This window comes from Acinetobacter sp. YH16038, assembly GCF_013417275.1.
GTDB lineage: Bacteria > Pseudomonadota > Gammaproteobacteria > Pseudomonadales > Moraxellaceae > Acinetobacter.
Map to the genome: position 1 here is coordinate 42,142 of NZ_VPEG01000020.1, position 18,885 is coordinate 61,026.

Annotated in this window: 18 protein-coding genes, 4 tRNA genes and 1 pseudogene; 12 read left to right on the forward strand and 11 right to left on the reverse strand. The window is 42.3% G+C overall.

Annotation, left to right across the window (positions count from 1 at the left end; all coding sequences use genetic code 11):
- Positions 1–73: 73 nt before the first annotated feature.
- Positions 74–2,521, reverse strand: coding sequence for a ribonuclease R (gene rnr, locus FTV34_RS10360; protein ID WP_180070091.1), 2,448 nt, complete (start codon positions 2,519–2,521; stop codon positions 74–76).
- A 261-nt stretch (positions 2,522–2,782) separates the two neighbouring features.
- Between rnr and FTV34_RS10365 the strand changes: the two genes are divergently transcribed.
- The 5 genes from FTV34_RS10365 to FTV34_RS10385 all read left to right on the forward strand — a co-directional run bounded on the left by FTV34_RS10365 (position 2,783) and on the right by FTV34_RS10385 (position 4,120).
- Positions 2,783–2,872: transfer RNA gene (locus FTV34_RS10365), tRNA-Ser, on the forward strand.
- A 13-nt stretch (positions 2,873–2,885) separates the two neighbouring features.
- Positions 2,886–2,962: transfer RNA gene (locus tag FTV34_RS10370), tRNA-Arg, on the forward strand.
- Positions 2,963–3,011: 49 nt separating this feature from the next.
- Positions 3,012–3,088, forward strand: a tRNA-Arg gene (locus FTV34_RS10375).
- Positions 3,089–3,205: 117 nt separating this feature from the next.
- Positions 3,206–3,811: a dihydrofolate reductase family protein gene (locus tag FTV34_RS10380; RefSeq protein WP_180070093.1), complete on the forward strand. Its 606-nt coding sequence runs from the start codon at positions 3,206–3,208 to the stop codon at positions 3,809–3,811.
- Between the two features lie 232 nt (positions 3,812–4,043).
- A tRNA-Arg gene (locus FTV34_RS10385) sits at positions 4,044–4,120 on the forward strand.
- Between the two features lie 101 nt (positions 4,121–4,221).
- Here FTV34_RS10385 and FTV34_RS10390 read toward each other — a convergent pair.
- Entirely contained in the window at positions 4,222–5,523 is a 1,302-nt protein-coding gene (locus tag FTV34_RS10390; protein WP_180070095.1) for an SRPBCC family protein, read from the reverse strand.
- Positions 5,524–5,683: 160 nt separating this feature from the next.
- Here FTV34_RS10390 and FTV34_RS10395 point away from each other — a divergent pair, with 160 nt between their 5' ends.
- From FTV34_RS10395 to FTV34_RS10405, 3 genes are all read left to right on the forward strand, one after another.
- Positions 5,684–6,181: a YcxB family protein gene (locus FTV34_RS10395; protein ID WP_125279712.1), complete on the forward strand. Its 498-nt coding sequence runs from the start codon at positions 5,684–5,686 to the stop codon at positions 6,179–6,181.
- 26 nt (positions 6,182–6,207) lie between these two features.
- Positions 6,208–6,849: a fumarylacetoacetate hydrolase family protein gene (locus FTV34_RS10400; RefSeq protein ID WP_179992780.1), complete on the forward strand. Its 642-nt coding sequence runs from the start codon at positions 6,208–6,210 to the stop codon at positions 6,847–6,849.
- A 259-nt stretch (positions 6,850–7,108) separates the two neighbouring features.
- A complete protein-coding gene (locus FTV34_RS10405; RefSeq protein ID WP_179992781.1) occupies positions 7,109–8,047 on the forward strand; it encodes a DMT family transporter in 939 nt (312 codons plus the stop codon).
- A gap of 128 nt (positions 8,048–8,175) precedes the next feature.
- On the opposite strand, the gene FTV34_RS10410 is transcribed toward FTV34_RS10405, so the two are convergent.
- Complete coding sequence (locus tag FTV34_RS10410) at positions 8,176–9,423, reverse strand: YihY family inner membrane protein (protein ID WP_180070096.1); 1,248 nt, start codon at positions 9,421–9,423, stop codon at positions 8,176–8,178.
- 113 nt (positions 9,424–9,536) lie between these two features.
- Between FTV34_RS10410 and wrbA the strand changes: the two genes are divergently transcribed.
- The gene (gene wrbA, locus FTV34_RS10415) at positions 9,537–10,133 is read left to right on the forward strand and encodes an NAD(P)H:quinone oxidoreductase (RefSeq protein ID WP_166135591.1); all 597 of its coding nucleotides are present in this window, start codon (positions 9,537–9,539) and stop codon (positions 10,131–10,133) included.
- A 51-nt stretch (positions 10,134–10,184) separates the two neighbouring features.
- Here wrbA and FTV34_RS10420 read toward each other — a convergent pair whose 3' ends face one another.
- Complete coding sequence (locus tag FTV34_RS10420) at positions 10,185–10,637, reverse strand: hypothetical protein (protein WP_180004387.1); 453 nt, start codon at positions 10,635–10,637, stop codon at positions 10,185–10,187.
- A gap of 196 nt (positions 10,638–10,833) precedes the next feature.
- Here FTV34_RS10420 and FTV34_RS10425 point away from each other — a divergent pair.
- Positions 10,834–11,937: pseudogene (locus FTV34_RS10425) on the forward strand (CsgG/HfaB family protein); the annotation flags it as partial.
- 86 nt (positions 11,938–12,023) lie between these two features.
- Entirely contained in the window at positions 12,024–12,698 is a 675-nt protein-coding gene (locus tag FTV34_RS10430; protein WP_180012349.1) for a hypothetical protein, read from the forward strand.
- Between the two features lie 282 nt (positions 12,699–12,980).
- On the opposite strand, the gene FTV34_RS10435 is transcribed toward FTV34_RS10430, so the two are convergent.
- The 3 genes from FTV34_RS10435 to FTV34_RS10445 all read right to left on the reverse strand — a co-directional run bounded on the left by FTV34_RS10435 (position 12,981) and on the right by FTV34_RS10445 (position 15,200).
- Positions 12,981–13,556 carry a xanthine phosphoribosyltransferase gene (locus FTV34_RS10435; RefSeq protein ID WP_004786836.1) on the reverse strand — a complete coding sequence of 192 codons (576 nt, stop codon included), beginning with the start codon at positions 13,554–13,556 and terminating at the stop codon, positions 12,981–12,983.
- Between the two features lie 90 nt (positions 13,557–13,646).
- The gene (locus FTV34_RS10440; RefSeq protein ID WP_104425708.1) at positions 13,647–14,360 is read right to left on the reverse strand and encodes a DUF3108 domain-containing protein; all 714 of its coding nucleotides are present in this window, start codon (positions 14,358–14,360) and stop codon (positions 13,647–13,649) included.
- Positions 14,361–14,513: 153 nt separating this feature from the next.
- Complete coding sequence (locus tag FTV34_RS10445) at positions 14,514–15,200, reverse strand: hypothetical protein (RefSeq protein WP_004786832.1); 687 nt, start codon at positions 15,198–15,200, stop codon at positions 14,514–14,516.
- Positions 15,201–15,461: 261 nt separating this feature from the next.
- Between FTV34_RS10445 and FTV34_RS10450 the strand changes: the two genes are divergently transcribed.
- Positions 15,462–16,319, forward strand: a complete 858-nt coding sequence (locus tag FTV34_RS10450; RefSeq protein WP_171284737.1) for an energy transducer TonB — start codon at positions 15,462–15,464, stop codon at positions 16,317–16,319.
- Here FTV34_RS10450 and FTV34_RS10455 read toward each other — a convergent pair.
- The 4 genes from FTV34_RS10455 to FTV34_RS10470 form a co-directional block, all read right to left on the reverse strand.
- Positions 16,316–16,717 carry a hypothetical protein gene (locus tag FTV34_RS10455; RefSeq protein ID WP_104425710.1) on the reverse strand — a complete coding sequence of 134 codons (402 nt, stop codon included), beginning with the start codon at positions 16,715–16,717 and terminating at the stop codon, positions 16,316–16,318. The genes FTV34_RS10450 and FTV34_RS10455 overlap by 4 nt on opposite strands.
- Positions 16,718–16,875: 158 nt before the next feature.
- Positions 16,876–17,175, reverse strand: coding sequence for an antibiotic biosynthesis monooxygenase (locus FTV34_RS10460; RefSeq protein ID WP_125279719.1), 300 nt, complete (start codon positions 17,173–17,175; stop codon positions 16,876–16,878).
- A gap of 92 nt (positions 17,176–17,267) precedes the next feature.
- Positions 17,268–17,750: an rRNA maturation RNase YbeY gene (ybeY, locus tag FTV34_RS10465; protein WP_159122610.1), complete on the reverse strand. Its 483-nt coding sequence runs from the start codon at positions 17,748–17,750 to the stop codon at positions 17,268–17,270.
- A 34-nt stretch (positions 17,751–17,784) separates the two neighbouring features.
- The gene (locus FTV34_RS10470) at positions 17,785–18,861 is read right to left on the reverse strand and encodes a PhoH family protein (RefSeq protein ID WP_004786823.1); all 1,077 of its coding nucleotides are present in this window, start codon (positions 18,859–18,861) and stop codon (positions 17,785–17,787) included.
- Positions 18,862–18,885 lie beyond the last annotated feature (24 nt).

Sequence of the window (18,885 nt, forward strand, 5' to 3'; positions counted from 1 at the left end):
TTTTTTAGTCGTTATTTAACTGAATTATAAAATAAAAAGAGCGCCGTAGCGCTCTTTTTATGATCATCAGAAATTATTCAGTCTTGGCTTTTGCATTCGACTTTTTCTTTTTGATCTTGGCTTTTTTCTTTACTTTATCTTTAGCCTTTGCTTCAGACTTTCCTGCAGATTTTTTAGCAGGCTTTTTGCTGTAGGAACTGGGCTTGGATTTGTCTTTTTTGCGTCGTATGGGCTGTTCTCCATCATCACTGGGCTGGGCTTTTTGCGCACGCTCATGATTATTGAAGACTTCCTCTTTTGCTTCCGGACGTGGTGCAGGTTTTTTTTCTGCGACACGTGGAGCACGGGCGCGAATTGGACGACCCGCATGAGTCAGTTGCTGGATCAATTCAAAGTCAATTTTGCGTTCTTCCAGATTGACTCCAGCGACCTTGATCTTGACTTCATCACCCAGACCAAAGATCTGGCCACGGTTCTGACCGACCAGACTCTGGCTGCTTTGATCAAAGACAAAGAAGTCATCGCCCAACTGGCTAACATGCACCATACCATCGACATAGAGATCTTTCAGCGTGACAAACAAACCAAATTCAGCCGTGGCACTGATAATGCCGACAAACTCTTCACCTAAATGCTGCTGCATATAGTGACATTTCAGCCAGGTCGTTACAGAGCGGGAGGCTTCATCAGCACGGCGTTCTGTTGCTGAGAAATGCTCACCGGCATCATCTAAAGATGCACCTGAAATTGGATACGGCTTTTTATTCAGATGGGCTTTGATGGCACGATGTAATAACAGATCCGGATAACGGCGAATTGGAGAAGTGAAGTGTGTATATGCTTCATAGGCCAGACCAAAGTGACCGGCATTGTCGGCACCGTAATAGGCCTGCATCATAGAGCGTAATAACACGGCATGAATACTTGGTGCATCAATCCGGTCTTTGGTCGCTTCAATGACTGCCTGATAATCGGCCTGGGTTGGCTGTTCCGGGAATGGCAGACCCAGCAGTTTCACGAAATCACGAACTTTCTGGATACGTGAGAACTCCGGTGGTTGATGCACCCGGTACAGCATCGGTATTTCATTTTTCAATGCATATTCAGCTGCTGCAACGTTGGCTAGCAACATACATTCTTCAATCAGCTTATGCGCGTCATTGCGGGTACGTGGCAGAATCTCATTGATACCGCCCAGCTCATCGAAAGTCATATAGGTTTCAATGGTTTCGAATTCCATTGCATTACGTTCAGCACGTAAGCCTTTTAAAATTTGATACAACTGGAACAGGGTATTTAGTGATTTACGTACGCTACGATCTTCAGTGATTGCTGTACTGTCACCTTCAAAATACTTCGCGACCTGATCATAGGTCAGACGTGCCTTGGAATGCATGACTGAAGGATAGAATTCATACCCGGTCACTCGGCCAGCACGTGACAGTTTCAGGTCGCAAACCATGCACAGACGGTCGACATTCGGATTTAAAGAACACAGTCCATTAGAGAGTGCTTCAGGCAACATTGGTAAAACGAAGTGCGGGAAATACACGGAGGTTCCACGTTCTTGCGCTTCATCATCCAGTGGTTTGCCTGGACGTACATAATGACTCACGTCAGCAATCGCCACGACGACACGATAACCACCGCCCGGACGTTTTTCTGCATAGACCGCATCATCAAAGTCACGTGCATCTTCCCCGTCAATGGTGACAAGCGCTAAATCACGTAGATCGACACGGCCGTCACGGTCTTTGGCAGAAGGTTCTTTAAAACTTTCCGCTTCTTTCAACACTTCTTCAGGAAATTCATATGGCAGGCCATATTCCAGAATCGTCTGTGGAATGATGATTTCGGTATCGGCTTTGTCTGCCATCGACTGCACAATATGGCCAGTCGCAAATTCTTCTTTGGTTGGGTAGGTATCAATTGCCACGCGGATTGAATCGCCGACTTTGACCTGGGCATGCTCGATCAGCTCTTTTTCTAGAGTAATTGGCTGATGTGCATTTGGATTGGCTGGCTGAACAAAGTATTCGCCTTCATATTCAGACACTTTCCCGATGATCTGTTTGACACGATGCTGCAAGACTTCGGTAATAAAGCCCCAGGCCTTACCTTTGCGATCTACTGAGGTCTGACGGACTTTAACACGGTCACCATTAAAGACCTGACGCAATTCACGCTCAGGTAAGAGCAGGTCATCTTCACCTGAAATATTGGCTGTGCCGCTTCCCTTGGAGTTGATATACACCGTTGCTTCATGCTCAGGCTGTTCCGCCGCGATCTGGAACTTGTAACCGTCTTTCATCAATTGCCCGTCACGTACCATCGCAATCAGACGATGGCTCAGGGCATCAATACTTTTTTGATCGGCAATTTCAAAATATTCCACCAGGTCAGCATGGGACAGGGCAGTTTTTTCTTCTATAGTTTCGAGAATCAGAGTACGGCTTGGAATAGGGTTGTCATAACGTTCGGCTTCAGCTTTTGCTTCAGGATCGACCCAATTTTTCATCATATCTTTAAAGTGTCCTTGGAGATAGGTTTAGCATAAGTCATGTCAGTGCAGACTGCACGTAAATGATTGCAATAATCTGTTTAAGTTTTCGATTTTTGGCTAATTTTAGATAACTGGAAATTTATCGGGTTTTTTCAGGACTTAAATGACTAAAAACAGGGAAATTGTTTAAAAAGTATTTAAACGAGCAAAAATATGCAGTTTTTTTTCAAGCTGTGCTTGCAGTGCTATGCCGAAATTTGTATTATGGCGGCACGTTACGGTGAGATGGGTGAGTGGCTGAAACCACGTCCCTGCTAAGGACGCATACGGGCAACTGTATCGAGGGTTCGAATCCCTCTCTCACCGCCACTTTACTTATGTCGCGCTCATAGCTCAGCTGGATAGAGCACTTGGCTACGAACTAAGGGGTCGGGAGTTCGAATCTCTCTGAGCGCACCAATAAGTAAACCGGAAAATAACGCAGTCTAATAAAGACGACACAAGTTACGCGCTCATAGCTCAGCTGGATAGAGCACTTGGCTACGAACTAAGGGGTCGGGAGTTCGAATCTCTCTGAGCGCACCAACTTGAACAATGAACCGCACATGTTGCGGTTTTTTTGTGCCTAAAATTTACAGAATCCGCCTGAATCACATGCTAAAAATAAATCCTAGATGACTCAATAAAAATAAGGGCAGTGTGATGAGAAAAATTATTGTCCAGGAATTTCTGACTCTAGACGGTGTAATGCAGGCACCCGGCGGCCCGGAAGAAGATACATCTGGTGGCTTTCAATATGGTGGCTGGATGGCGTCGTATTTTAGTACTGAACCCGATTCAGTATTTGATCGCATCATGCAAAAGTGGATGCAGTCCACCGATATTCTGATTGGTAAGAATACCTTTCAGATTTTTGAACCTTACTGGCCGAAGCATGCTGAAGACTGGCCAGGAATTAATGAAGTGAATAAATATGTGCTATCTACCAGTCTAGAGCGCTCGGACTGGCAAAATACGATCTTTCTAAAAAGTATCGATGAGATCATTAACCTGAAGGCTTCAGGAGAGGGGGATATTCGGGTGTATGGCAGTGCCGCAGTGGCACAGGCGCTTTTTAAGCATGATCTTGTAGATGAACTCTATTTAATGACCTTTCCTGTGATATTGGGCAGAGGAAAACGTCTATTTGCTGGAGACTCTATGCCAGCAGCATTTGCACTGACAGATCATCAAGTGACTTCAAATGGCGTGGTATTGAGCTGTTATCAGCGGGCAGGCAAGGTTAAAACTGGCCTGGTTGGAGAATAGCTCTATTAGGCTGTGAGCAAATGAATATGAGGTAACTGAAAGATTAATTTAGCTAATCCTGAAATCTCGCCAAGTCTGGGTTATTGTTTTTAACTCTAAATCCGCAGGAATTTTCATCAAAAAAACTGAAATATTGCAGTATCGTTTAATTACTGTACATTCGGTTATGATTTTATTAAAAAACACTTAACAAGTGCTGAAAACTCTATATAATGCACCCCATCAAGACGTCGCGCTCATAGCTCAGCTGGATAGAGCACTTGGCTACGAACTAAGGGGTCGGGAGTTCGAATCTCTCTGAGCGCACCAATCTTGATAAAGAATTCTGAAAAAACCGCACATTGATGCGGTTTTTTTACGTCTTCAGTTTTTTAATTTTTCATATAAAAAACCAATAATTAGAAATAAACTTAAGATTTTAATTTTTGCTGTACTTTTAAGGCATAGACGGTATTGCCACCAACTGCCGGCAACATGTCATGATAGGGAAGGCTGCGCATGGCTTTCAGTAAAAAAGGCGCCTGATCATGAATTTTCATGGAACTGGTGATTTGGAATAGCGTTCCCTGAGATTGCGGCAAAAGCTTCATTCCACCCCGTACAAATTTTAAATCTCCGCCATTAGCATAGAATTGGTTTTGTAAGGTATTTGGCTGTTCAAAACGCATTTTAAAATTAAAGGGAATCTGAATGACGCCTAAGCCGACTGATACCTTGTAGTTGGCATCAATACTTTGCGGGTTGACTGGGTTCAGTTCCACTTTTTTGATTTGTCGCGGAAAGAGTTTTTGGCTGGCCTGAGCCGATAACCAAGGCTGCAGCTTCTCAGTTGGATGTGAGAAATATTGATAGGTAGTACTGAATCTTAGATTTTCTGAACCTTTACCGGCCTTGACCTGATAATTGGGCAAAATAAAGCTGACAGGTTGTCCTGATTTTTGACTAAGCTGGGCAATTTTCTGAGTTTGCTGATTGCTGAGCTGAACTTGGGGTATTGCCGTATTTAAAATTGTAGCAGCAGGATATTTAAAACGCTGTTGTAAAGCTTCAAGCAGAAAGGCATTGGTGCCAGCAGGAATGCCGAGTTTGGCTTCCGGCAGGGCATTTAGAATCTTGCTAAATAGAAAACCTTGCGGCTGGTTCAGATCGCCCCATTGCGTCACCGTCACTAAGGTTTTATTGGGACCTAGTGCAAACCATTCCAGCTTTCCGGCCCCATAGGGAATTGGTGCATCTAAAATCAGTGTGCTGATACTGTTATTTTCCAGATGATGCTGCATCACTACAGTTTCTTTAAAGTTTAAGACTGGGATTGGAGTGGGAATATGCACCTGATATTTGACTTGTTGAATGCTACCTTGCTGTTCAATCACCTTGGCGGATTTTAGGGTCGGAAACAGGCCGACATAATTCGGATAATGTTGCAGTAATTTTTCGACTTGTGCTTCGGATGCAGGCAAGACTACAGCCGCACTATAAAACTGGGATTTGCTGCTAGAAGCCGTTTTAAAAGTCGGTAGATGGGTTTTGCCGGCGGGATGCGCATAAATCAGGATACGCTCGCCAGTGAGTTCAGCCAGTTGCTGAGAATTGCCCTGAAATACATCAAGACTACTTGGCAGATTAGGAGTCCATGGTGTTATTTTTGCGAAAGCTGGTGAGATTGCAAATAAGGTACTACTCATCAGCAAATAGGGGATCAATCCTTTCATCCAATATCCTATTGTGTGTTTTTTGTTTTAATCATGATTTATTTAAAACTAAATTCAGTTATTTCCAAAGCAAAGTTATGTAATTGATAGCATAAGCCATGAGTTTTAAGCATATTTTGATATAGTATGGATCAGGATTTTATATTTTTGATGTGATGCTATGACTGAGTCAGCACCAACTTTATCCACCCGTTATTATCTTACTTTAGAAGAATCTCAGGATGGATTTGCCCTGGCCACTTTTGGCAAAAAACAGATTTCACGGTTTCTGACGCCTTTGGTTAGCATCGGAATTATTATCTGGGGCTTTTCAATGGGCCTGAATGGGGTTGGCCGTTATTATGTGGCATTGGGTGCCTTCTTCCTGATTTTACAGGGCATCATGCGCTACTGGTTCCTGCCGATGATGTTTAAGCGCCAGTTTGTAAAATATCAGTTTGGAAAAAGTGAACAGGGCATTGACCTGTTTCAGGACTATGCAGAAATTTTCAATAACGGACGTAGCAAGGTCGTGCATTATAATGAAGTACAAAGTTTTGCTATCGGCAAGCTGACCTATATGCTGGAACTGAAAAACCGTACAGTGGTGATTGTGCCAAAACGTGCCTTTAAAGATGGTACTGAGCAAAGCATTTTCGAAAATACCTTCAAGAAATAAGACAGATCAAGAACAGGAAAGAGATCATGAGTACACGCCCATCAAAAATTGTTTGTGTCGGTCGCAGTTATGCTGACCATGCCAAAGAGCTTGGAAATGCGGTACCTGATCGTCCTGTGTTGTTTATCAAGCCACCGAGTGCTTTGACTGCACTGGATGCTGGTATTGAATGGAATCCGGACTGGGGTAACTGTCATTATGAGTGTGAACTAAGTTTGCGTATTGACCGTACCTTAAGCAAGGAAAATGATCCTGCCAAAGTTTTGCAGGCAATTGGTGCTGTGACTTTAGGTCTGGATCTGACCTTGCGTGATCTACAAGATGACCTAAAGAAAAAAGGTCAACCTTGGGAACGGGCCAAAGCTTTTGACGGTTCTTGTGTACTTGCAGACTGGATACCGGTAGCCGATGTCATTACTGACTGGAAAGATGTGCATTATACGCTGGAGATCAATGATGAGCGGCGTCAAAAAGGCGATACAGCTTTATTGATTTTTGATATTGCAACTTTATTGGCAGACATTAGTCAGGTATTTACACTGGAAGCAGGTGATGTGGTCATGACCGGTACACCAGCAGGAGTGGCAGCCTTACAATCGGGTGATCAGTTGAAAATGACCCTAAAAGGCCAAAATCAGGATTATGTCTGGACGACATTTGTAAAGTAAGACCGGATTTTTGAGATCAAGGAGCCGAAGGGCTCCTTTATTTTGTTTAGAAAAGTGTAATGAGCAAGGGATGATTTATCAGACTGATCAGGCACGGTTGCCATTCAGTTTCTAGATATAAATTGGATAGCGTCTAAATCGTTTTTTATGCATCACTCTTTTTGCCTGAATCCCCCCAGCGTATGTCTATTTTGATGTTATATCTTCTACTTCTAACAGTTTTAGTATGTAGCGGCTCCAATCAAGAACGGGAATATATTTGAATCATCGTCAGGCACTAGATGTCAAAGCATCTGCCATCATGTTTGTACTGTGTATGTTGTGGGGTTTGCAGCAGGTCGTACTGAAGTGGGCGGCCAGTGATATTTCTGCCCTGATGCAAATTGCATTACGTTCAGCCTTATCTGCACTTATGGTTTATCCTTTAATTCAGCAGAGTGTACGCCGTCAGCTTTGGAATGCACGATACTTGTCTGCGGGTTTACTGGTGGGTGTGCTGTTTGCCGCTGAATTTTATCTGGTGGGTGAGGCGCTGCGTTATACCTCAGCTTCGCATACCATTGTCTTGCTCTATACTGCACCAATTTTTGTGGCTTTGGGCTTGCACTGGAAATTGCCGGCGGAACATTTGTCTCATGTGCAATGGGGAGGAATTTTTCTTGCCTTTAGTGGTATTGTGGTGAGTTTCCTGCTGCGCCCGCAGACAGGATCTGCTTTACAATCTCATGCCTTATGGGGAGATTTTCTGGCGCTACTGGCGGGCGTGTTCTGGGCAGCCACGACCGTGAGTGTACGTTTGAGCTCGCTGGCTGAAGCGCCTGCAACCCAGACCTTATTCTATCAATTGCTGATCGCTGGCATGGTATTGTTACCTTTGTCCTTTTTGACTGGGCAAGCCAGTATCCAATGGACAACTTTGTCTATTTCTAGCCTGATTTTTCATACGGTGGTGATTTCCTTCGCCAGTTATCTGATCTGGTTCTGGATGCTAAAACATTATCTGGCTTCACGATTAGGGGTATTTTCCTTTTTAACACCAGTATTTGGCATGCTGTTTGGCGTGTTAATTCTAAATGAGCATATCGAGATCAATTTCATTGTTGGGACCTGTATGGTGATGCTGGGCGTGATTCTGGTGAGTTTACAGGGATGGTTAAACAAGCCTGTGCCTCAGATCAAGACTCAAACCTCTATATAAAAATCCGGTCAATAAAAATAACGACACCTGGTTTTTTGGATTATAGCTTTAATGACAGCAAGGATGATTATCTGCTGACAATTGATCCAATTCATTTAAAAAAATCCTCTCAAAAGAGAGGATTGAATTTATTTACTGTGGAACAGTTCTGATAATGGAAAACTGAGCTTTTCTTCCAGAAACTGATCAGTTTCATTCAGTTTAGGTGAGAACTTTTGCATCCAGAGATCATCAGTATGCACATCAGTCAGATGCTGTTTGCGCGGCAATGGATAAGGAAGCTGTAGATAAAAATTCCAGAAGCTGACCTGATCCAGATCGCGTACCAGCACATATTCATTGTCATCTGTACGTTTAATCAGATTCTGTTTTTCAAACATGCTGACATAGCTAGGCCAGCGTCCAATTTCATCCCGTCCCAAAACTTCTAGTGCCTGGGCTTCACTGACACTTTCACCAGTTTTCTGCTTTTTATAAAACAGTTCTAATAGATCCAGCAACATGACGATTGGATGGCGCTTATTGTCCTGTCCAGATTCGAATGCAGTCAGGGCATAGCTGATTTCCACGCCCAGCAATACAATAATCCAGGACAGATAAATCCAGAGCAGGAAAATAGGGACAGCTGCGAAAGCTCCGTAAACAATTTCATAACTGGTAAAGTTTGACATCAAAAAGCCGAACAGGTTTTTCAGAAGTTCGAAGACGATGGCACTAAACAGACCGGCAATAAAAGCTGATTTGAGCGGTACACTCCGATTGGGAATAGTCCAGTTCAGAATAAAAAAGCCAAGCACGGTCAGAGAAAAAGATATTACCCAGAGAATAAAGGCACCATCCAGTTCATAACCGGCAAAGTTATTACTGAGAATATTCATGGAGGCCAAAGTAGAAGAAATCACAAAGGCGCTGCCCAGCAAAATTGGACCAAGTGAAATTATGGTCCAGTAACGCATAAAACCGATAATGCCACCGCGGGTTTCAGTCACACGCCAGATCCGGTTAAAGACCGTTTCGATACTACTGAGCATCAGTACTGTTGTGATAAATAAGAAAAGAATACCGATAATAGTTAAATTGCTGGACTTCTCCGTGAAGGCATTGAGGGCTTTATCGAAAGCGATCGTTGTTTTAGGTAAAAAGTTACTATAGATCAGCTGTTGGAGCTGTTGTCGTGCCGGTTCCAATGCTCTGATTGAAGAGATAATGACCAGAAACACGGTCAGCATCGGAACTACAGCAAACAGGGTAGTATAGGTCAGTGAACCAGCCTGCTCACGACATCGGTCAGCCTCGAAACGCCGTAGTACAAATAAAATAAATTGAAACCAGTGTTTTTCATAAAAAGGTAACTTCTTTAAATATTCAACGATCATGCGCTTTCAATCTCAATTTTTTTATTCATCATGAATTTTCATTCTTCAGCTTACCCAAAAAAGTTGCGAAATACCGTATAGTTTTATTTTTTTAAGTAATGAATAAGAACTTTATGCAACCTTATGTCCTTGTTTTATATTACAGCAAATATGGCTCAACCAAAGAAATGGCGCATCTGATTGCGAATGGTGTTGAAGCAGCAGGAATGGCTGTAAAAATTCGTACTGTTCCAAATATTGCGACCGTAGTGAAAGAAGCAGAGCCGAGTATTCCGGCAGAAGGTGATATCTACTGTACTTTAGATGATCTTGCCCAGTGTGCTGCTTTGGCATTAGGTTCACCCACCCGTTTTGGGAATATGGCTTCAGAAATGAAATACTTTTGGGATCAGACCACCAGTTTATGGCTGAATGGTGCTTTGCATGGCAAGCCAGCCTGTGTTTTTACCGCGTCAGGCTCAATGCATGGCGGACAGGAAAGTACTTTACTGACGATGCTACCGCCATTGTTTCATCACGGTATGATGATCATGGGATTAAGCAATGCGACACCAGCTTTGTCTAATACTAAAAGTGGTGGTACGCCTTATGGCGCAAGTCATGTGAGTGGCCCACGACATGACCAAGGCTTAAGCCAGGATGAGAAAATTTTGTGTGAAGTACAGGGTAAACGTCTGGCCGAGGTTGCTTTAAAACTCTATCAGGCTTAAGAAATTAATTAAAAAAGGAAATGAAGAATCAGCTTCATTTCCTTGATTTTATTAATCTTCTTTTTGATCTTTTTGATCTTTTTGATCTTTTTGATCTTTTTGATCTTTTTGATCTTTTTGATCTTTTTGATCTTTTTGATCTTTTTGATCTTTTTGACTGAATCTGTGTTTGCAATTCAGACACTGATAATCCAGAAACAGATTGCGATCTACAGAAACACCTGCTTTTTTACCTAAGAAGTTTCCGACCACGCCCCCAGTAATGCCTACGCTGATTGCGCCTACGAAGGTTCCCACCGTGCCGCCTACAATTACCCCTAAAGGACCTGCGACTGTACCAATGGCAGCGCCAATTGAAGCGCCAGAGGCTGCGCCACCCACTGTACCGGCCGTGGCGCCGGCTGAGGTCATTAAAATACCACCAATTTTTTTCAGATTCTTTTCGTGATCGCGTAGCTCAATTTCCGTTGAACCACATTTAGGACATTGCATAGGATTTTCCATCAGCGATTAGTATTTATTCATTTTAAGCAAATGTGTGATATGGAACCTTACTTAGACAAGTAATTATTCAGCACATCCGGCTCAACAGTATGTAGGTTCTGAATATTGAAGTCAGGAACATTTCATACCAATTTGATTCTAGTGGAATTTTATTCAGAGAAGTTTAGCTGAGTTGTAAATACATGCATTTTCCACTAAGAAACCGGTGAAACTGGTACAAGGACCTCCTATTACCGATATTTTTACCCCTTTTGATATGGCTTTATCCTGTTTAAAAGGGCAATTACGTAATGATGTCAGCTTCTCTGTGGGTGCGATTCTGGATCAAACCGGTAAAGATGTGGTGACCAATGGAGGTAGTGGGAAAATGGTCACTCAAGGCGCTGGAGATATGGTGCAGTCTGCTTTATTTCAGGCGGGAGTCAACTTAATGAACCGACGTGATCCCCGAATTATTGAAAGTGAAGCCAAGTGGGGGATTCGGGATCCAAGACAGATTCAGGCCTCTGATTATTATGTGACTGGCAGTATTAACAGTCTGGATTTTATTCCGGGGGGTGGATTTGATATGCAGATTGCGGGTGTTGGCCCGAACTACAGTCAAACCCGTATTATGGTTGGTCTGGATTTATCTCTTACCGATACACGTACGAGTAAAGTCGTTGCGAATGTATCGCTGCAAAAGCAGATTGCTGCACAGGATTATGGTGTCAGTGCCGGGCGGTTTACTGGACGTACCTTGTTAAATGTTCAAATCGGTAAAGGAGAACGTGAGGCGACTAATTTTGCTTTACGGCAAATGTTGAATCTGGCCACTTTTGAATTACTCAGTCAGGTTGTCCCACCTCCAGTCTTTGCAGGTTGTCGTGCACAAATACCACCTGAATATGGTCAGCTCAATCTGACACGAAGTTCTGTGGCTTTGCATAAGTACAAAAAAAGTCAGGAGCAAAATAGTATAGCGTCCAGTACTGCTGTTCAGGAGTCAGCTGCAACAGAATCTTCTTCATCCAATGAAAAAAATAAATCGACCAATTCACCGAGTAAGGATACGAAGCCACCTAAAAACAAAGAATCCGAAGTGATTCAGAATCCTGAAGCAGATCCTGAAATGAGTAAACAAGATTTAATTAAATATATCAGTAAGAAAAAAGCTTCGTCTTCTTCAGGTGTAATAAAGAACAAAAAAGATTCGCAAGAAATGAATTCTAAAGAAAAAGAAGAGGAGAAAGTATCCATGTTGTGGGATGCCAATCCTGAAGTTATAGAAAATTACTGGTCAAGTTCTCAGCGTGATTAATTGACCAGTAAAAATGGGCTCGCTCCCATTATGAGAAAGAAATACTGAGCGAGAAGTATTTCAAAGCTAAAAAAGGAAAAACAACGATGAAAAACACGATCAAAACAATCGCTTTATCCGTCGCTTTCCTGTCTGGTGCAGGTATGGCATATGCTCAAGATGATGAAACACCAACTGAAGTAACCGTAGATACTGGTTTACAAGCGACCCTGGAGTTGATCTCTCAGCAGGTGGAAAATGGTTCTGCCTTGAATCTTGCAGTAAATACAGGTGATGTTGATGCCAGCGTCGATTTACAAGCATTAGGAGAGGTATCAAGAGAAGCACAGGATGCAATTAGTTCAATTGAAGGTACGATTGAAACTACAGCAATTGGCGCCGCGAATACAGGTAGTATTACACTAGAGCAAGGCAGCTTTAATAGCGTGATATCAGACGTATCAGATGAGACATATAACTATGACTTCAGTGAAGTTACCAGTGCAACTAATAACTCAGAAACTGTAGAAGAGCTCTCAGAGGTTGCTGATAGTTCAGACATCTCAGAAGTAGTGAGTACTACACTGGCGACCAACTACAGTGAGCAAATCAATGAAACTTTAAGTAATTATAGTGCAGCAAATATTGCTTACAATGCAGGTACCATTGATGCATCTGTAAGTGCAATTGCAGAAGGAACTCAAACTGCTGTTAACAACAGCATCACAACTACCGCCATTGGTGCTGTCAACAGCGGTAGTATTACTGTGACTGTCAAATAGTTTATTGTTGAAAATAAACCAAGGGTCTAACTATTGGCAGATAGTTAGGCCTCTTATTTTATAATAATATCAGTTTAAATTGTTGTTATTTGTCGGATAATAAATTCTTGAGGCTTTAGTTTTCTTGAAATCTCATAAGAAAAAGTCGGAGTACAACTATTTACGTGCAGTCGAAAATAGATAGTTTTATAGCTATGTTTTAGTTATTCCTAGCTAACAGAAATTAAAAAAATCCAATAAAAAAGAGTGCCGAAGCACCCTTTAAAATATTCATTTGTAAACTTAATCGCGAACAAATTCGACAGTACCATTTGCCAAAGATTTTACACGTGCTAGTGATTCAACGCGGTAACCTTTTTCAAGTAACAAGTCACGGCCTGGCTGGAATGATTTTTCAATCACAATCCCGATCCCTACCACTTCAGCATTCGCCTGATGAATCAAGTCAGCAAGACCCAGTGCTGCCTGACCATTTGCCAGGAAGTCATCAATCACTAAAACCTTGTCAGATGAACTAATGTGTTTATTTGAAATGGCAATCGTGCTTTCAGTCTGTTTGGTAAATGAAAATACTTTAGAACGGTATAAATCATCTTTTAAAGTGAGAGACTGGTATTTACGTGCAAAGATTACTGGAACACCAAGCTCTAAGCCTGCCATGACTGCAGGTGCAATACCGGACGCTTCAATGGTAATAATTTTGGTAATACCAGCATCTTTAAACAGACGCGCAAATTCCTGACCAATTTGCTGCATCATGATTGGATCAATTTGGTGATTTAAGAAAGAATCAACTTTCAAAACTTCTTCAGATAGAACGATACCTTCGGCTAAGATTTTCTGTTCTAGTGCGTGCACGGGAGAATCCTCAAGAGCAGGTGCTTTTTAAAGCAAAAGCGTATTGTAAAAAGCACCCAAAAAAAATCAAGCGAAATTCACCAAAAAACCTTAGTTCGTTTTACCGTTATAGCTGGTCAGCAATAAACCGTAAGAGGTTTTCTTGTCGACATGCGATACTTTGACTGGTAAGTAGTCCAGTTTCGGTGCTAACCAGAAAGTAGTTTCACGGCCTGGTTTGTTGTGTTTAATCACTACTTTAATGGTACTAAATGAACCATATTTGGTGCTCACCGTTTCTGTACCTTGTTTGACGAATTTACGGCCTTCCACTTCTTTGGCATCAGCAATGTAGTAATTCGATTTTAAACCACCATTTTTCAGGTCTTCACGAATCTGCAATTCAGCATTTAGCTCATCCAGTACATCTGCTCTCCAGGCAAAAGAACGTTTTTCATCATCTTTCTTGGTACTGATCGTTTTGCTAGAAGGATTAAAGTTAATACTCATGGTGTTGCTATGCACCAGAATCTTGCTGGTACGGCTGAAACTGCTTGAACCAATCTTGCCATTATTGAAAGTAAAACGGCTGGTTTCAGTCGCTGAAGCAACGCCACCTGCTTTGGCTGCAAAAACATAGGTCCAGTTATTACCAGATTTGCTTAAGGTACGGGTAGCAGAACCCATATTTTTTCCATTGTAGCTAAACTGATAATTGGCTTGGAAAGGCGCCATGGCGAAGGTCTGGGTGGATAAACCAGTAAGTACCATTGCGGTAGTCAAGCCTGCAGTCACACCTAAAGTTTTGAATACAGTTTTCGCCATAAAGAATTGTCCTGTGTAATTTCAGATAAAATTGATCACTTTCCACTTTTTATTATTTGGTCAAAATATGGAAAATGAAGGGAGATTTTCAATAAAAATGTATATTTCATGTAGTTACTGGTGAGTTTGTTTAGTTATTGAATTACACACAGTTTAAGTCGGTTCTTTCTGTTTGATCGGTGTGACTTTATTGTCATCCATGTCGTCTTCGTCCCATTTCTCTTCTTTTTCCTGAGAAAGCTTTCTGAACAGGGCAGCAAGATTCACATTACCGATCACCACCAGTTCAGCTTCGCGAAGTACGGCGTGATTTACATGAACCTTACCAAGCGTCTCAATCACCGAGCGGTTTTTGCCTAACCAGCGATTCAGATCCAGATGCAATAAATCATCTTTTACTTTAATGACACCGAGTTTTTCCAGAATCATGCCAAGAGGGTCCTTATTCAGCACGCGCTGATAGAAAAACAGGGCGAATCGTACCCCCAGTTTATAAAAGACATTTGGGTATTTGGCTTCAATCAACTGGGTATCACTGATCTGTTCAAATACAATGAGCTGCGTATTCTTATTCAGCTCCATTTGCACCAGTTTTAAATCAACCGATAAGGTCACGTTCAGACCTTTATAGTCCAGCGTGGCATAGAGTCGTAACCAGTCATCATGCAGATCGGCATGCAGATCTTTTAGCATGGAAACATTGTCAGTGACAAAACGTTGAAATGTCGCATTCAGGAAAACTTGAGACAAAGGAAATTCGCGTTCATCCTCAATAAATCCTTCCGCCTTTTGATATGCCTGGCGAATTTTATTAGAAATATTGGAAATTAGCGTTTGCATCTTTAAGCGTCCTGGCAACTATATGTTTTAATTCGAAGTGTATCTTGTCGAATTGTATAAAAAATACAAGAGTTTCAGCTTGCAGTTTAGCAAAATAAATAGCACCATTTTTAGGGTTTTAGTTATCTAACGTTGAAGATTTGATGGGTTTGGCATTTTTAAAACAAAAATGCAAAGCCGTTTATTTTTTAATTTTAAAAATGCTGTTTGGGAGATGAACTCAAGTCTGGGTTCGTAGCGATGAGATCAACCATGATATTAATGCCTCTGGTCAAAGCCTGGTGGAAAGATCCAATTTTTAATAGCGCCGTATTTGCAGCTGTTATTTTGCACGTAATTTTTCTCACGCTGGAATTTGGTATGCCACAAGATCAGGAGAGCATGACCAAAGAAATTGCAGTCAGTATTCGTCAAACTGATGAAAAAATTGAGCATGCAGATTTTCTGGCTCAAACTGACCAGCAAGGTTCAGGTAAATTTCGTGAAGCACATCGTATGTCGAGCGATATGCCTGCACCGTTGATGGAGCAAAAGACCGGAGAAGAACAGCAAGAAAGTCCGGACATGTTGCAACAACAGCGCGAATTAAGCTTTGAAGAAAAAGTACTGATGACGACTTTAAGCTGGCAAAAACAGGCGGAAGAAAATCAGCGCAAAAAAATGCAGGAACAGTTACAAAGTCAGTTTCAGGCCAAAGCCGCTATGGTAGCCAGTCTGGAAGCCCAATATCTGCAACGACAACAAAACTTCAGTCGTCAGCAAAAAATTAAAACCGTAGATGGCATCCAGTCCAAACAGGATGTTTCTGCAGCTTATCTGGAAAAATTCCGTCAGAAAGTGGAGTTCTATGGTAACCGCTATTATCCAGACGCTGCCAAACAGCAGAATCTGGCAGGAGAGGTGCGCTTGATGGTGATCTTGAACCAGAACGGCGGAATCCGTGCAATTCGCTTAATTGACAGTTCAGGGCATAATTTGCTAGATGAAGCTGCAAAATCTTCAGTACGCAAGGCAGCACCATTCGGAGCATTTGATGCCAAGATGTCGGATATTTCCGAGCTGAGAATTATTCGAACCTGGCGTTTTGATCCGGCTGAAGCGGAGTTTGAGGTGCGTTAATCTGGGCGCTTCGCCTGTATATAACTACCTTGCTGAGTTCCATCGTCCCAGACCACATTTAAATGGTTTTCATCTATGGCTAGATATTTGGGAAATATCATTAAGTCCTGGTACTTTGGATCTGCTTTTAAGCCAATACACTCTTTATTTTGCCACCATGTTCCTTCGGCAAATTGATCCAGAGCACCATAGGCCAGATACCATTTAAAGGTACCATCTGCTTGTAACAGCAACTCCGAACCTAATTCCATAACTCCGTTTAAATAATAATGGCCTGCCCATGAGCTTTGGTTCTGTTGAAATTTAATTTTTGGGCACATGGGAATTGAGTGGGCATAAAGTGATGAACACAGCCAGGGAGAGAAAATAAGTAATGCAGTCGAGAACAATCTTTTCATTACGTTCTCCTAAAATTTTTGAAGCACAGTTCTTTGTTAAAGTTCATTATGTGCTTATGTATTTCTGGAAGAAATCATGAATGCGTAAGCAGATATTTTTTTAAAACTCTGTATCTAAGAACAGATCAAGAAAAAAATAAATAAGGATCGATGAGTATTTAATTTAAATGTGCATCATAGCGCCGTAAAACTTCACAGACTTCCACGCTGAAATATGTATACCAGCTATTTTTCCCTAGCTCTTGAGCGGCCTGATGTTCAGCATCTGCATGCCAAGCGCGAATATCATGCAAACTGTTCCAGTAAGAAAGTGCAATTTCTTGAGTACCTTCGGTCAAGGCTTCAAAATGTTGGCACTGAAATTGTGAAAGGGCTCTTTCTCTCATTCGCTGGGCTGTTTCAAAATAACACTGATCTAATTCTTTAATTTGCGCTTTGAAAATCACGACATATTTCATGAAGGTTTTTATTTTATTTCTTAAATTGAGCTTATTATGAAGTGAATAAAATGAAAAAAGCGAGCCTTGGCCCGCTTTTTAATTGTTGAATTTTAATCTCTTTCCAGATAGGGATTAGCAATACCCAGTTTGTCCAGAATCTCGATCTCAATGCTTTCCATTTCTTCAGCATCTTCCTCTGAAGTTTCATGGTCATAACCCATCAGATGTAAAGTGCCATGTACCAGCATATGGGTGAAATGGATCAGTGGAGCTTTGTCCTGTTCAGCAGCTTCACGCAGCACTACTGGAATACAAATCACCAGATCACCGATCGGGAAAGCATCCAGAACCTGTGCCATTTCATCTGGAAGTTCGCTTGGAAAAGACAGGACATTGGTCGGTTTATCCTTGCCGCGATATTCCAGATTGAGTTTATGACTTTCGTCATTATCGACACAGGCAATGCCAATTTCACAATCACTTTGGGTACCGATATGGCGCAAAGTGGTTTCTACAACTTTTTTAATATAGGCACGTTTCAGCACCAGTTCTGGTGACTGAAAGTCCTGTTGCAGGGAGAGACTAAGTTTCAACGTGAATCCTTAAAAATTAAATAACAATGCAGCTTTAATGCTGTGCATCAGCCGCAGCATCATTCTCGGCTATCAAGGCTTCCTGACGGGCTTTACGCTCAGCACGAGCCTCAGCGCTTAAACGCTGCTGTTCACTGTCCCAGCCTTCGTAGGCTTCAACAATTTTCTGAACCAGCTGGTGACGCACGACGTCACGAGAATGGAAACGGGTAATATGAATTTCAGGGATTTTATCAATCACACGTAAGGCATGTGCCAGACCAGACTGCTGACCTCGTGGTAAATCCACCTGAGTCACGTCACCAGTAATCACTGCACGTGAACCGAAACCTAAACGGGTCAGGAACATCTTCATCTGTTCAGGTGTAGTGTTCTGGGCTTCGTCCAGAATCACAAAAGAATGATTCAGGGTACGACCACGCATATAGGCAAGCGGTGCAACTTCAATAATCTGACGTTCGATCAGCTTGGCCACTTTTTCGAAACCAAGCATCTCATACAGGGCATCATAAAGGGGACGCAAATACGGATCGATCTTCTGGGTTAAATCCCCCGGCAGGAAGCCAAGTTTTTCACCTGCTTCAACTGCGGGACGAACCAGTAGGATACGCTGGATTTCATTACGCTCCAGCATATCTACAGCGGCTGCAACGGCGAGATAGGTTTTACCGGTACCCGCAGGGCCAATACCAAAGGAAATATCACTTTGCAGAATACGCTGTACATAACGTTTCTGGTTGGCACCGCGAGGATTGATCCGGCCTTTGCGCGTTTGCAGCCAGACATTGTCCAGACCGGTATGTTCCTGTTCTTCCAGGTTCTCCTGGAGTTCACGATCGGTCTGGCTACCTTGAATCATCATATGCAAAGTATCTGCACTGATCTGCTGGCTGTGTTCAGATTCTTCATGAAGACGTTGCAAGAGCATTTCGGCTCTCTCAACGGCATCGATTCCACCATCGATAAAGAAACTTTCACCTCGGTGGGAAATTTTGACGTCTAAACGTTGTTCAATTTGTTTCAAATGACCGTTATAGGCACCTAAGACGGCTTGTAAACGGTCCATCGAAATTCCAGGAAAAGCTACTGTACGTCGAATCGTTGCAGTCAAGAGTGTTCCTTTTAGAAGTGTACG

Coding starts and splice junctions, on each gene's coding strand:
- FTV34_RS10440 (WP_104425708.1), bottom strand. CDS start 14,360: ATGGCGAAAACTGTATTCAAAACTTTAGGTGTGACTGCAGGCTTGACT.
- FTV34_RS10380 (WP_180070093.1), top strand. CDS start 3,206: ATGAGAAAAATTATTGTCCAGGAATTTCTGACTCTAGACGGTGTAATG.
- FTV34_RS10400 (WP_179992780.1), top strand. CDS start 6,208: ATGAGTACACGCCCATCAAAAATTGTTTGTGTCGGTCGCAGTTATGCT.
- FTV34_RS10430 (WP_180012349.1), top strand. CDS start 12,024: ATGAAAAACACGATCAAAACAATCGCTTTATCCGTCGCTTTCCTGTCT.
- FTV34_RS10410 (WP_180070096.1), bottom strand. CDS start 9,423: ATGATCGTTGAATATTTAAAGAAGTTACCTTTTTATGAAAAACACTGG.
- FTV34_RS10420 (WP_180004387.1), bottom strand. CDS start 10,637: ATGGAAAATCCTATGCAATGTCCTAAATGTGGTTCAACGGAAATTGAG.
- FTV34_RS10460 (WP_125279719.1), bottom strand. CDS start 17,175: ATGAAATATGTCGTGATTTTCAAAGCGCAAATTAAAGAATTAGATCAG.
- FTV34_RS10445 (WP_004786832.1), bottom strand. CDS start 15,200: ATGCAAACGCTAATTTCCAATATTTCTAATAAAATTCGCCAGGCATAT.
- FTV34_RS10450 (WP_171284737.1), top strand. CDS start 15,462: ATGCCTCTGGTCAAAGCCTGGTGGAAAGATCCAATTTTTAATAGCGCC.
- FTV34_RS10455 (WP_104425710.1), bottom strand. CDS start 16,717: ATGAAAAGATTGTTCTCGACTGCATTACTTATTTTCTCTCCCTGGCTG.
- wrbA (WP_166135591.1), top strand. CDS start 9,537: ATGCAACCTTATGTCCTTGTTTTATATTACAGCAAATATGGCTCAACC.
- rnr (WP_180070091.1), bottom strand. CDS start 2,521: ATGATGAAAAATTGGGTCGATCCTGAAGCAAAAGCTGAAGCCGAACGT.
- FTV34_RS10390 (WP_180070095.1), bottom strand. CDS start 5,523: ATGAAAGGATTGATCCCCTATTTGCTGATGAGTAGTACCTTATTTGCA.
- FTV34_RS10395 (WP_125279712.1), top strand. CDS start 5,684: ATGACTGAGTCAGCACCAACTTTATCCACCCGTTATTATCTTACTTTA.